This is a genomic window from Flavobacterium sp., from assembly GCF_003525665.1.
Classification (GTDB): domain Bacteria; phylum Bacteroidota; class Bacteroidia; order Flavobacteriales; family Flavobacteriaceae; genus Flavobacterium.
This window is the reverse complement of the sequence record NZ_DQDX01000207.1, coordinates 1-13,338: the sequence shown is the minus strand read 5'-3', so window position 1 is coordinate 13,338 and position 13,338 is coordinate 1. Positions and strand designations below refer to the sequence as shown.

Genomic DNA, 13,338 nt, shown 5'->3' with positions numbered 1-13,338 from the left:
CATTATTATATTCTGATAATGTGTTTTTTGTTATTTAATTATTTTGAATTAAAATTATTTTACAGCTATTTTCATTAAAAACAATAAATTTTGATGTAATTTGGTATAAAATACTACATTTGTATAATAATGTTCCTTTATCATATGTGATGAGGATTAAATATTTTGGTTTTATGTCAAAATTTGGTGAACTTATAAACGCTCAAGTTCCTGTGTTAATTGACTTTTACACAGAGTGGAACGAATCATCTGTATCAATGCATCCTGTAATTAGAGATGTAGCAGCAGCTCTTGGTGATAAGGCAAAAGTGATTAAAATTGATGTGGATAAAAATCAAGAATTAGCAGAAGCACTTCGAATTAAAGGGCTTCCAACATTGATGATCTACAAAGAAGGTCAAATGGTATGGAGACAATCGGGTGAATTGGATGCTAATACTATAATTGGTCTAGTTCAAGAACAAGTGTAGTCCTTTAAGCTCAGGACGACATTTGAGTGTGATTTATTTTATTTTTTCAAAAACAAATCCTTTTTCTTTTAAAAATTCTAGTGTTCTTGGTAAAACATATTCCAAGTTCTGGAACGCTTTTTTACTGTCGTGAAAAACGACAATACTTCCCGATTGCACATTTTTTAGAACATTTTCTAAACATTGCTCTTTAGAAATTGTTGCATCAAAATCGTACGAAATCACATCCCACATTATTATTTTGTAACCTAACTTTCTAAGAATTTTAGATTGTGATGGTTTTATTTTGCCATAAGGCGGACGGAATAGTTGGCAGTGCTCAGTACTCAGTTTACAGTGTTCAGTTTCATATAATTTGGCATTTTCTGTATAATCTGATGTTGAGGTTTTCCATCCGTTTAAATGATTGTACGTATGATTTCCTATGGAATGTCCATCGCCAATAACTTTCATAAAAAATTCTGGATACTTTCTAATGTTATCTCCAATGCAAAAAAAAGTTGCTTTGGCATTATATTCTTTTAGTAGATTTAATGTCCATTCTGTGATTTCAGGAGTTGGACCATCATCAAAAGTGAGATACACTTTATTTTCATTGTTAGGAATATCCCAAACGTAATTTGAAAATAATTTCTTTACTGACCAATGTGTTTTTATCCAATTCATTTATCAAAAATAAATAAAAAAAGTGCCAATAAATAAATCATTGGCACTTAATTATAATTTGAAAATCAATTATTCCATTTCTCTTCCAAAACGTTCAAAACGCTTGTTGTAGTTATTAAATTCGATTCTGCTTTTGCTGTAGAATTCCAAATCGTTATTGTTTTTCATAACACCAAGCAAACTTCTATATCGTTCAATATCTGTTGCAATATCAGTTCCAATATAGGTTTGATCAACTGGTTTTATAGTGCTGTAATATTTTAGATTTTCTTTGTATTTACCCATTAACTTAGTCAGTAAATCACGTGCTTTTTGCTTTTCGCCAACTTTATAATATCCATCGGCAAAAGGCTCTACAGTTGAATAATAACCGTAATAATCTAAAGGAAATTTAGTTATTCCCATGTCAATTATTTTCTTGGCTTTATCCATTTTGCCTTCTTTTATTAACTGATACATCAATCGAGATAAGTTAGTTCTCGAAGAAATACTGTTTTTTCTAGTTTCTGGATCGTGATAAATTGTTGTTTTCTCGCCGTTACCCCAAGTCCATTTGTTGACGATGTTGTACATTTTATCGGCATCAATTTGACCCATATCTGGATAATTCTCTTCGTTGTATTTGGTTTTTACTGGAACTAATTTGTAAACCATTCCGTCCAATTGAAGGTAATCTTTCATCCACAAATAATCATCATCGGCAAAACTTCCCGGACTAAAATAGATAGGACGTTTCCAATTGTTGTTATTTAAAATGTCTAGCATTATAATACGATTTTTGTAAATCGCATTTCCAGAAATATCAATATCAATGTATGGAACAATAGAATCGTTGTATTTTGCATCCACTACTTTGTTTTTGATAACCGCATTTTTATCAACTGGAATTCTAACTTTATTTGTTGGAAAGAAATGTACTTTTTGACCACTTCCCATTTCTACTAATGTTCTTGGATCTTCGCTTTTAGCAAATTCCATAAAGTCTTTAATATCCCATCTTGAATCTTTGGCTTGATCACTAAAAATGATGTAATCTCTTGTTCCATCAACGTACTGATTGTGTTCGAATGAAATTGGTAATCCAGTAGATGTATAGGTTTTCATTTTCATTTGATCGATATACCAATCCGTCATCAATAAACTGGTACAACAAATTTTGATATCGGGACGAACGCCTTCAATTTCTTGAGCGTACCACAATGGGAAGGTGTCATTGTCACCAATTGTATATAAAATAGCATTGGGTTCACACGATTCAAGATAAGCTTTTGCCATAGCAATTGCTGTGTATTTATCAGATCTGTCGTGGTCGTCCCAGTTTTGAGCTGCCATAACAATTGGTGCTGCTAATAATGTTGCGGCAATAGCAATTGGAGCTGCAATTTTGGGAGCAATTTTCTCTTTTATAATCTCGTAAATAGCATAGACTCCGAAGCCTATCCAAATGGCAAAAACATAGAAGGAACCAACTAACGCATAATCTCTTTCTCTTGGTTCAAATGGTCTTTCGTTTAGATATATTTTTAATGCCAATCCTGTGAATAAAAACAGAGCTAACAACACATAAAAACTTTTCAAGTCTCTTTGTGCATGATACATTAATCCGATTAATCCTAAGATGAACGGAATGAAGAAATACACATTTCTACCTTTATTATTTAAAGTATCTGATGGTAAATCGGTTTGAGAACCTAAGTGAAGTTCGTCGATAAACTTAATTCCGCTCAACCAATTTCCGTCTAAATTATCATATCTTCCTTGAATGTCGTTTTGTCTACCTACGAAATTCCAAAGTAAATAACGACCATACATGTAACCAAATTGGTACTCAACCATGTAACGAAGATTGTCCCAAGTTGAAGGTTTTTCGATAATTAAATATTCACCATAAGCTTTTAAAAAGGCAACATAACCATCGTTGTCAATTTTGCCAGTTGCATATGCATTTCTAAATTCAGAAACAATTTTTGTTAATTCACCTTCTTCAGAGTAATCTGGGTTAATTCTAAATTCTGGCGGACTTGAAAAATTGATGTAATTCGCAACGTGATCGGTGCTCCACATTCTAGGTAAAATGGCTTTGTGAGCATCATCCGTATTTTGTTCGGCATTTTTGTAATTGTTTACAACAACATATTTACCAGTTTTATAATCTCTTTCGTAGTTGGGTGCTTTGTCCAAATAAGGATTGTCTTCGTCTAATCCTGCAAAAGTATCTGTATATTGTGGTCCATAAAATAACGGATTTGCTCCATATTGCTCACGATTGTAGTAAGCTAAAACTTCGGCAGCATCAGAAGGTTTGTTCTCGTTAATTGGCGTATTTGCATTGGCACGAATTGGCAACATCATCCAAGTTGAAAATCCGATTAATACAAATAACACACACAATAATATAGTGTTGTAAAATGGTTGTTCTTTTTTCTTTGTAAGACGTAATCCCAAATAGAAGAATCCAATAATCAACAACAAAGCAAAAATACTTCCAGAATCGAATGGTAAACCTAGTGAGTTAACCATGAAAATTTCGGTTTTTCCGAAGAATGCCAAAGTGTAAGGCAATAATAATTTGAAGATAAAAAGCAAAACAGCAATGATAACAATATTTGCAACAATGAAATTTTTAATAGTTATCTTTTTATAATTTTTGAAATAATATAAAAATCCAATCGATGGAATTGTTAGTAAAGCCATGAAGTGAACTCCAAATGACAAACCAACAACCAATGAAATCAACACCAACCAACGATTTCCTCGTGGCGTATTCATGTCTTCTTCCCATTTTAATCCTAACCAAAATAATAGTGCAATTAGTAAAGTTGCCATCGCATAAACTTCGGCCTCAACAGCATTGTACCAAAAACTGTCTGAGAAAGTGAAAGCTAATGAACCAACGAATGACGCGCCAAGAATAACAATGCTATTGTCTTTGTTTAAATCTGTGTAAGAAGCAATTATTTTTTTGAGCAACATTGTTGAAGACCAAAACATAAAAAGTATGGTAAACGCACTAGAAAATACCGACATCATGTTAACCATGTAAGCCACATTTTCATTGCTTGTAGCAAACATGGCAAAAAATGCTCCCATCATTTGATACAATGGCGCTCCAGGCGGATGGCCAACCATTAATTTAGCCGATGTTGCAATGTATTCGCCACAATCCCAAAAACTCATAGTAGGTTCAACAGTTAGCGTAAAAGTTACCAAAGCCACAGCAAAAGCAACCCAGCCCAATATTGTATTCCACTTATTAAAATTAAATGTTGTCATAAAAAAGGTATGAAATTAATTCAGATGCAAAGAAACTATTTTTTTATCGAAACCACATAAATTGGCGTTGATAAAATTTTACAATTCCTAGTTTCTAGATCGATTGATGTAAATTATTGTTTTGTTATTCTGATATTTTAAATTCTAATCCAATAAAACGCGTACTTTCAATAGTAATTCGGGTATCTTCTTGAAAATATTTTCTAATTTTAGTTATAAAAACGTCCATACTTCTTCCCGAAAAATAGTCGTCGGTTTTCCAAACTGCTTTTAAAATAGCTTCTCTTTTTACCAATTGATTTCTATTGTTATAAAGAAAATGGATCAAAGCCGCTTCTTTTTCGGTTAATTGTTGTGTTTTGTGTTCCAATTTTAAACACATTCTTTTAGTGTCGAAAAGATAATTGCCTATCTGAATCTGCTCATTATTGATTTTGGAATTACTTTCACTTCTCTTTAGGATATTGTTCAATCTCAAAATTAATTCTTCTACTTCAAATGGTTTTACGATATAATCATCAGCGCCAAGCTGAAGTCCTTTAATTTTGTCTTCCATCATTTTTTTAGCTGTCAAAAAAATAAAAGGTGTTTCCGGATTTATTTTGATTAGTTCTTCGGCTAATGTAAATCCGTCCATAACAGGCATCATGACATCCAAAATACAAATGTCAAAAGTGTTTTTCTGAAAAAGTTCTAATGCTTTCGCGCCATCTTCTGCCCAAGCAACTTCAAAATTATGTAATTGCAAATACTGAATTAATACAGTAGACAAATCTATATCGTCTTCGGCTAAAAGTAATTTCTTCATAAATTTAAGATGGAATTGATAAAGTAAAACGAGTTCCTTTTCCTAAATCACTAATTAGGTTAATACTTCCTTTATGAGCTTTTATAATTTGATCTACATAATAAAGTCCTAATCCTAAACCTTTTGTGGTATGTAAATTACCTTGTTCAACTCTGTAAAATTTATCAAAAAGCAACGATTGTTTATTTTTTGCAATGCCAATTCCGTCATCCTCAATACTAATGCTGAATTGATTGTTTGTTAAATTAGTAGAAACTAAAATAGTTTTACATCCATATTTTACGGCATTTTCCAACACATTTATAATAGCAGTTGTAAGATGAAATTTGTCTAGCGTCAGTTGTGTTTCTGCTTTAAAATCGGTTTGAATTTCTACGTTTGGATGTGCTAATTTAAAATCATCAATTATGGTTGCTAAGAACAAATTGGCTTTAATCTTTTCTTTGTGGAGTTCAATCTCTTCAAATCCGAGTGAATTGCTCATTACTTGATCTATCAAACTTTGTAACCGGTCGTTTTGGCGATTGATGGTGCTTAACAATTGATTGTAAATGATTTCGTTTTCTTTAACTTCTTTGCGTTCCAAGATTTTTGTTGAAACCGATAATGTGGTAAGTGGCGTTTTTAATTCATGTGTGATGTTGTTGATGAAATCGGTTTTTATATCACTAATTTTTTTCTGCTTGATTAATGCTTTAAGAGTGATAATAAAAATCGTAATTAAGGTGATTATGGATGCAAATGCGAAGAATAACAATAAAGCCATTCGTTTTAAAATGATGATTTCCCAGTTTTTTACCGAAACATATAAGGCATCTTCAGTAAGTAATTTGTAATTCGATTTTTCAGTATTTGAGCTTGTGGTTCCAACGTAATTTCTAATTAAAAATGCATCGTCTAGCGAAGCTAAATTTCCGTACATTTTATTTTCGATAAATGGCTTTTCAGCAAATAGCGTGTCGGCTTCTTTGACGTTATTGTAAATTACAAATTTGTTTAAAACAATAGCAAAATCAATAGAATGATCTGGAAATTCTTTATCGAATTCTTTTTGTAATTTTTGAGTAAGTTGCGTTCTAAAATGATTTTCGAGTAATTGCTTCTTTATTTGCGAACGATAATTTCGATCAATCAAATAGTTTTCTGCTAATTCTTTATAAAGAAAATCTTTCTTGTGAAAAATTGTACTGTCAATATCGCTGTAGTCATTAGTTATGTCACTCAAACGTTCTTTAACTTCCGCTCTAAATTGCGCAACCTTATAATTGTAGGTTGTTGTAACTAAATAATATTGCATAAAACAAAGCGCAACTAAAACAATTGCTGATAGAGAAACTAATATATTTATTTTTTGCTTCATTAAATAGGTAATCAGAGTTCAAAAATAATAGGATTTCTATCAAAAACACCATTTTAATTCATCTTTAACCTACGATTAACTTTCGAATGCGTTTTTTTGGAATTTAAAAATCAATTTTAGAATTGTAAAAACATATTAAAAACTAAATAGTTACCTTTAGTCAATCAAAAATTGTTTTATTTTTTCAATAAAAATAGCATAAATGTTTGCTTAAAATAAAATTTGTATTAAATTTGCACCCGCATTCAAGTACAAACGAAGTTCATCGAACTCCAATAAAGATAAATGCTTGGTGAGATAATTGGTCTATGGTGTAATGGTAACACAACTGTTTTTGGTGCAGTCTTTCTAGGTTCGAGTCCTAGTAGACCAACAAACAAATCCCAACTTTTCGGTTGGGATTTTTTGTTTCAACTAGGCGAGAAGTTTATCCCGATTCTTCGGGAAGTCCTAGTAGACCAACAAACAAATCCCAACTTTACGGTTGGGATTTTTTGTTTTTAAAAAGTAAATAAAAAACCTCTCAAGTGATTGAGAGGTTTTTAGTTATATAAAATCTACTAATTTATATTTTAAAAGTAACTACAGGTCGTGTTGCATGATTTACTAAATCCTCGCTGATGCTTCCGTTGAAGAAATGTGATAATCCTTTTCTTCCATGTGTACTCATTCCAATTAAATCGGCGTCAATGCTGTTTGCAAAATTCAAAATTCCTTTTTCAACATTGGTTTCGTTGTAAACGTGTGTCGCCACTTTTTTAACTTCAAATCCTTTTAGGAAATTATTCATTGTTTGCTCAGCAGCAGAAGTAGATTTGAAATTGTTTGGAGTATTTACTGTAACAAGATGAAGAGTTGCATCAAATTTATTAGCAAACTCAACTACTTTAGCAAAAGGTTTTTTCACTTCGTCAGCAAAGTCAGAAGCAAAAACAAAATCATCTACTTGGAAATCGTTTTCTTCTTTTTTGATAATTAAAACAGGAACTTCAGAGTTGCGAACTACTTTCTCAGCATTCGATCCAATAAACATTTCTTTGTATCCACTTGCTCCGTGAGAACCCATAACAATTAAATCTACATTGTTAATCTGACTAATTTTTAAGATTCCGTCAAATGCCAATTCAAATTGTACAACTTCAGAAACTTTTATGCCGTCAAGATAATCTTCGTCCATTAAATCTTCAAGTCTTCTAATTGCTGCATTTTTAAAAAACATTATTTCTGGAATATCAGAACCGCTTCCAACAGCGTCACTTCCTTGGTGAGGTAATTCTAACATGTGTAATAAAATGATTTCGCCGTCATTTTTTTTAGCAATTTGGGTTGCAACTTTTAAAGCGTATTCTGCATGGTCTGAAAAGTCGGTAGGTATTAAAATTTTTTTCATGATTGTAAATAAAGATAAATTTTGTTGTTTGTTCGTTATTAGAATATAAAGGTATGAAAAAAATATAAAAGCCAATGGTTTTTTAATATAAAAAAAATTCCTATATTTGCACCATTATTAAATAGAAATGAGATAATGAGGGAAGCACTGCTTCCCTCTTTTTATAAAAATATGACATTTAAAGAGCAGGTTTTAAAACTTTTAAATGATGGCTTAACTGATAAGCCTGAGGTTTTTTTGATAGATTTATCAATTTCAGATACTTACAAAATTATTGTAACTTTGGACGGTGATAATGGAGTAAATCTACAAGATTGTATAGATGTAAGTAGAGTCATTGAAAATAACTTAGACAGGGAAGAACATGATTTTTCTCTAGAAGTGGCTTCTGTAGGTGTTGGATCTCCATTAAAATTGATTAGACAATACAAGAAAAACGTTGGTAGAACATTAATTGTGAAAACAGCTAATGAAACTATCGAAGCCGAATTAGTTGATGCAAATGATGAAAAAATAGTGTTGTCTTGGACGGCTAGAGAGCCAAAAAAGATAGGTAAAGGTAAAGAAACAGTTCAAAAGACTCAAGAAATACCTTATAGTGAAATAAAAGAAGCAGTTGTTACAGTAAATTTTAATTAAAACAGAATAATGGAAAATATTGCATTAATCGAATCATTCTCAGAGTTTAAAGACGATAAACTTATTGATCGAGTAACGCTTATGGCGATTTTAGAAGATGTGTTTAGAAATGCTTTAAAAAAGAAGTATGGTTCTGATGACAATTTTGATATTATCATAAATCCTGATAAAGGAGATATGGAGATTTGGCAAAGACGTATCGTTGTAGCTGATGATGATTTAGATTTAGAACACCTAGAAATTACACTTTCTGATGCAAGAAAAATTGAACCCGATTTTGAAATTGGTGAAGAGGTTTCAGAAGAAGTAAAATTAATAGATTTAGGAAGAAGAGCAATTTTGGCTTTACGTCAAAACTTAATTTCTAAAATCCACGAGCACGATAATACTAACTTGTACAAACAATTTAAAGATATTATTGGCGAAATATACACGGCAGAAGTACACCACGTTCGTCCAAGAGTTGTAATCTTGGTTGATGATGAAGGAAACGAAATTGTATTGCCAAAAGAAAAACAAATTCCATCTGACTTTTTCCGTAAAGGAGATAACGTTAAAGGAATTATAGAAAGCGTTGAATTAAAAGGAAATAAACCTCAAATTATTATGTCTAGAACTTCAGAAAAGTTTTTAGAAAAATTATTTGAACAAGAAATTCCTGAAGTTTTTGACGGTTTAATTATGATTAAAAAAGTAGTAAGAATTCCAGGCGAAAAAGCAAAAGTAGCAGTTGATTCTTATGACGATAGAATTGATCCAGTTGGAGCTTGTGTTGGTATGAAAGGTTCACGTATTCACGGAATTGTTCGTGAATTAGGAAACGAAAATATCGACGTAATCAACTACACAACTAATGCTTCATTGTTAATTACAAGAGCATTAAGTCCAGCAAAAGTGTCTTCTGTTAAAATTAATGAAGAAACAATGCATGCCGAAGTTTTCTTGAAATTAGAAGAAGTTTCGAAAGCTATTGGTCGTGGTGGTCAAAATATTAAATTGGCAGGTCAATTAACAGGATACGAATTAGACGTAATTAGAGAAGGAAGCACTGCAGAAGATGATGATGTTGAATTAACAGAATTCTCAGATGAAATCGATGGTTGGATTATTGACGAATTTGCAAAAATTGGTTTGGATACAGCAAAAAGTATTTTAAAACAAGACGTTGCCGATTTAGCAAGAAGAACCGATTTAGAAGAAGAAACAATACAAGAAGTAATGCGCATATTGAAAGAAGAGTTCGAGAACTAATTTTTTTCAACCCAAATTAAAAAAAAAAGAATTTATAAAAGATTTTATGTCTGAAGAAAGAAATATTAGAATAAACAAAGTTTTAAGGGAATTAAACATTTCGTTAGAAAGAGCTGTCGATTATCTTAAGGATAAAGGAATTGCAATAGATGCAAATCCAAACGCTAAGATATCCGGCAAGGAGTTTGATATTCTACAAAATCAATTTGCTGGTGATAAAGGCAACAAAGAGGCGTCTAAAGGTGTTAGCGAAGAGATAAAGAAAGAAAAAGAAGCGCTTCGTCTTGAAAGAGAGAAAGAAATTGAAGACAAGAGAAAAGTAGAAGAAGAGCGTCAACGTCTTGAAGTTATCAAAGCTAAAGCTGTAGTTTCTGGTCCTAAACAAGTAGGTAAAATTGAGCTGGATCCAAAACCAGTGGCTTCTAGTAAGACAGAAGAAGTAAAAGCTCCAGAAGTAAAACCACAAGAAGTGAAAACTCCTGAGGTTAAAGCACCTGAAGTAAAAATACAAGAAGTAAAAACTCCTGAGGTAAAAGCTCCAGAAGTGAAAACTCCAGAAGTTAAAGTTGAAGAAACTAAAACGCCAGTTGCAGAAGTTAAAGCGCCAAAAGTGGTTGCTGCGGAAACTCCTAAAGCTGAAACTAAAGTTGAAGCTAAAGTAGAAAATACGACAGAAGCTGCTGATGAAACGCATACTACTCAATATCAAAATCTTTCTGGTCCAACTTTAACAGGTCAAAAAATCGACTTATCGCAATTCAACAAACCTAAGAAAAAAGTTGAAACGCCAAAGATTAATAGCGGAAGTAAATTAAATCCAGATCCGAATAAAAATAAGAGAAAAAGAATTCCACCAAAACCAGGAGAAGCTCGTCCAAATACAGGAGGAAATAACGCTGGTGGAAATACTGGCGGTCCAAACAGACCAGCAGGTGGAAATAAATTCACAGCAAATAAACCTGGCGGTGGCGGTGGTTTCCAAAAAGGAAATCGTCCAGCTATTGTTCAAAAAGTAGAGCCTACAGAAGAGGAAGTTAAAAATCAAATCAAAGAAACTCTTGAAAGACTTCAAGGGAAAGGTTCTAAATCTAAAGCTGCAAAATACAGAAGAGATAAAAGAGATTCGCACCGTCAACGTTCAGATGATGAGCAAAAAGCAATCGATGAAGGAAGCAAAACTATCAAAGTAACAGAATTCGTTACTGTTGGTGAAGTTGCAACCATGATGGATGTGCCAATTACAAAAGTGATTGGAACTTGTATGTCACTTGGAATAATGGTTACAATGAATCAGCGTTTAGATGCAGAAACATTGTCAATCGTTGCCGACGAGTTTGGATATGAAGTAGAATTCATCACAACAGATTTAGAAGATTCTATTGATGTAGTTGTAGATAGAGAAGAAGACTTAATTACTCGTGCGCCAATCGTTACCGTTATGGGTCACGTAGATCACGGTAAAACATCGTTGCTTGATAATATCCGTAAAGAAAATGTAATCGCTGGAGAATCTGGAGGAATTACACAACACATCGGAGCTTATGGAGTAACTCTGGATGGTGGTCAAAAAATAACATTCCTTGATACACCGGGTCACGAGGCGTTTACCGCAATGCGTGCACGTGGAGCTCAAGTTACCGATATTGCAATTATTGTAATTGCTGCAGACGATGACATCATGCCTCAAACAAAAGAAGCAATTTCTCACGCTCAAGCGGCAAATGTTCCTATGATCTTTGCAATTAACAAAATTGATAAGCCAGGTGCTAATCCTGAAAAAATCAAGGAGAAATTAGCCGGAATGAATTTACTTGTTGAAGATTGGGGTGGAAAATATCAATCACATGATATTTCTGCAAAATCTGGAATTGGAGTAAAAGAACTATTAGAAAAAGTATTGCTTGAAGCTGAAATATTAGACTTAAAAGCAAACCCAAATAAACCAGCTGTTGGAACAGTTGTAGAAGCTCAACTTGATAAAGGTAGAGGATATATTTCTACAATATTAGTACAATCTGGTACATTAAGAATTGGAGATTACGTTCTTGCTGGTAAAAACCATGGTAAGGTTAAGGCAATGCACGATGAACGCGGAAAAAATATTACAGAAGCCGGACCATCAACACCAATATCTATTTTGGGGTTGGACGGTGCGTCAACTGCTGGAGATAAATTCAACGTTTTTGAAGACGAAAGAGAAGCAAAACAAATTGCTGCCAAACGTACTCAGTTAATGCGTGAACAATCTGTAAGAACACAGCGTCATATTACTCTTGCAGAGATTGGACGTCGTATCGCGCTTGGACAATTTAAAGAACTTAATATTATCCTTAAAGGAGATGTTGATGGTTCGGTTGAAGCGCTTTCTAGTGAATTCACAAAATTATCTACAGAAGAAATTCAAATTAATATTATACACAAAGGTGTTGGAGCAATTACAGAAACCGACGTTATGTTGGCATCTGCTTCAGACGCAATTATTATCGGATTTAACGTTCGTCCTGCCGGAGGTGCGCGTCAATTAGCAATGAAAGAAGAAATCGATATTAGAAATTACTCTATTATCTATGATGCTATCAATGACTTAAAAGATGCAATGGAAGGAATGCTTTCTCCAGAAATGAAAGAAGAAATTACTGGAACAGCCGAAATTCGTGAAACATTCAAGATTTCAAAAGTGGGTACAATTGCCGGATGTATGGTTACCGATGGTAAAATCTTTAGAAATTCTAAAATACGTTTAATACGTGAAGGAGTTGTAATTTTCACTGGAGAATTATCTACACTAAAACGTTTTAAAGACGATGTAAAAGAGGTTTCAAAAGGATACGATTGTGGTATTCAGTTAAAGAATTACAACGAAATAGAACAGTTAGATATCATCGAAGCGTTCCAAGAAGTAGAAGTAAAGAAAAAGTTGAAATAACAACAAACAAAAAATCCCGAGCAATCGGGATTTTTTTTATTTAATAGGTTTTATTAAAATTGAATTTGGATATTTTTTTCGAACTAAATTCAAATTTCGTTCGGCTTCAATTCTTGTTTTAAAATTCCCAACAATGACTTTATAAGCAGGAGTACTAAAAATTATTGTCGCATCATAGTTTTTAAATTCTCTTTTAAAGTCAATCAATGCTTTTTTGGAACTCTCACTATTTCCATTAAAAATTTGTATTTTGTATCTGTTATTGATTGTAATTGAGGAGTTTATTCTCCTTTTTTCGTTTAATAATTGCTCAAAATTGTCGTCTTGAGTAACCGTAACACTTTGTGCATTTACAGTTGAAAATGAATTTAAAATGATAAAAGTCAGCAATGAATAAACGACTCTTTTTTCTGATAAATAGTTCATAATAGTTTGATTTATATGCAAATGTACTACTTCTTAGAATAACCAAAACACCTAATATTATTTAGAATTAATATAAATTAACAATTAAAAAATATTTTTTGTTTTTTGATTTATTTTTTTATTTTTTTT

At 32.4% G+C, this 13,338-nt stretch carries 10 protein-coding genes and 1 tRNA gene; 5 read left to right on the top strand and 6 right to left on the bottom strand.

Going from position 1 to position 13,338, the window contains the following annotated elements; translation table 11 throughout:
- Positions 1–173 precede the first annotated feature (173 nt).
- Positions 174–470 (top strand): co-chaperone YbbN, encoded by a 297-nt coding sequence (locus DIU01_RS14585; RefSeq protein ID WP_035125228.1) that lies wholly within the window; start codon positions 174–176, stop codon positions 468–470.
- A 33-nt stretch (positions 471–503) separates the two neighbouring features.
- On the opposite strand, the gene DIU01_RS14580 is transcribed toward DIU01_RS14585, so the two are convergent.
- The 4 genes from DIU01_RS14580 to DIU01_RS14565 form a co-directional block, all read right to left on the bottom strand.
- The gene (locus tag DIU01_RS14580; protein WP_290835704.1) at positions 504–1,136 is read right to left on the bottom strand and encodes a polysaccharide deacetylase family protein; all 633 of its coding nucleotides are present in this window, start codon (positions 1,134–1,136) and stop codon (positions 504–506) included.
- A 69-nt stretch (positions 1,137–1,205) separates the two neighbouring features.
- A complete protein-coding gene (locus DIU01_RS14575) occupies positions 1,206–4,409 on the bottom strand; it encodes a DUF2723 domain-containing protein (protein WP_290835702.1) in 3,204 nt (1,067 codons plus the stop codon).
- 124 nt (positions 4,410–4,533) lie between these two features.
- Complete coding sequence (locus DIU01_RS14570; protein ID WP_290835700.1) at positions 4,534–5,217, bottom strand: response regulator transcription factor; 684 nt, start codon at positions 5,215–5,217, stop codon at positions 4,534–4,536.
- 4 nt (positions 5,218–5,221) lie between these two features.
- Positions 5,222–6,577 carry a sensor histidine kinase KdpD gene (locus DIU01_RS14565; protein ID WP_290835698.1) on the bottom strand — a complete coding sequence of 452 codons (1,356 nt, stop codon included), beginning with the start codon at positions 6,575–6,577 and terminating at the stop codon, positions 5,222–5,224.
- 302 nt (positions 6,578–6,879) lie between these two features.
- Here DIU01_RS14565 and DIU01_RS14560 point away from each other — a divergent pair.
- Positions 6,880–6,950, top strand: a tRNA-Gln gene (locus DIU01_RS14560).
- Positions 6,951–7,142: 192 nt separating this feature from the next.
- On the opposite strand, the gene DIU01_RS14555 is transcribed toward DIU01_RS14560, so the two are convergent.
- Positions 7,143–7,967 (bottom strand): universal stress protein, encoded by an 825-nt coding sequence (locus tag DIU01_RS14555; protein ID WP_290835696.1) that lies wholly within the window; start codon positions 7,965–7,967, stop codon positions 7,143–7,145.
- Positions 7,968–8,138: 171 nt separating this feature from the next.
- Here DIU01_RS14555 and rimP point away from each other — a divergent pair, with 171 nt between their 5' ends.
- The 3 genes from rimP to infB are packed head-to-tail and all read left to right on the top strand — an operon-like array spanning position 8,139 to position 12,783.
- Positions 8,139–8,606 carry a ribosome assembly cofactor RimP gene (rimP, locus tag DIU01_RS14550; RefSeq protein ID WP_290835694.1) on the top strand — a complete coding sequence of 156 codons (468 nt, stop codon included), beginning with the start codon at positions 8,139–8,141 and terminating at the stop codon, positions 8,604–8,606.
- A 9-nt stretch (positions 8,607–8,615) separates the two neighbouring features.
- Entirely contained in the window at positions 8,616–9,857 is a 1,242-nt protein-coding gene (gene nusA, locus DIU01_RS14545; RefSeq protein WP_290835692.1) for a transcription termination factor NusA, read from the top strand.
- A 46-nt stretch (positions 9,858–9,903) separates the two neighbouring features.
- The gene (gene infB / locus DIU01_RS14540) at positions 9,904–12,783 is read left to right on the top strand and encodes a translation initiation factor IF-2 (RefSeq protein WP_290835690.1); all 2,880 of its coding nucleotides are present in this window, start codon (positions 9,904–9,906) and stop codon (positions 12,781–12,783) included.
- Positions 12,784–12,819: 36 nt separating this feature from the next.
- Here infB and DIU01_RS14535 read toward each other — a convergent pair whose 3' ends face one another.
- A complete protein-coding gene (locus DIU01_RS14535; protein ID WP_290835688.1) occupies positions 12,820–13,209 on the bottom strand; it encodes an SPOR domain-containing protein in 390 nt (129 codons plus the stop codon).
- Between the last annotated feature and the right edge of the window lie 129 nt (positions 13,210–13,338).

Excerpts from the sequence above, each read along its gene's own strand:
- DIU01_RS14555 (WP_290835696.1), bottom strand. The coding sequence starts at position 7,967 with ATGAAAAAAATTTTAATACCTACCGACTTTTCAGACCATGCAGAATAC.
- DIU01_RS14585 (WP_035125228.1), top strand. The coding sequence starts at position 174 with ATGTCAAAATTTGGTGAACTTATAAACGCTCAAGTTCCTGTGTTAATT.
- DIU01_RS14565 (WP_290835698.1), bottom strand. The coding sequence starts at position 6,577 with ATGAAGCAAAAAATAAATATATTAGTTTCTCTATCAGCAATTGTTTTA.
- rimP (WP_290835694.1), top strand. The coding sequence starts at position 8,139 with ATGACATTTAAAGAGCAGGTTTTAAAACTTTTAAATGATGGCTTAACT.
- infB (WP_290835690.1), top strand. The coding sequence starts at position 9,904 with ATGTCTGAAGAAAGAAATATTAGAATAAACAAAGTTTTAAGGGAATTA.
- DIU01_RS14580 (WP_290835704.1), bottom strand. The coding sequence starts at position 1,136 with ATGAATTGGATAAAAACACATTGGTCAGTAAAGAAATTATTTTCAAAT.
- DIU01_RS14570 (WP_290835700.1), bottom strand. The coding sequence starts at position 5,217 with ATGAAGAAATTACTTTTAGCCGAAGACGATATAGATTTGTCTACTGTA.
- nusA (WP_290835692.1), top strand. The coding sequence starts at position 8,616 with ATGGAAAATATTGCATTAATCGAATCATTCTCAGAGTTTAAAGACGAT.
- DIU01_RS14575 (WP_290835702.1), bottom strand. The coding sequence starts at position 4,409 with ATGACAACATTTAATTTTAATAAGTGGAATACAATATTGGGCTGGGTT.
- DIU01_RS14535 (WP_290835688.1), bottom strand. The coding sequence starts at position 13,209 with ATGAACTATTTATCAGAAAAAAGAGTCGTTTATTCATTGCTGACTTTT.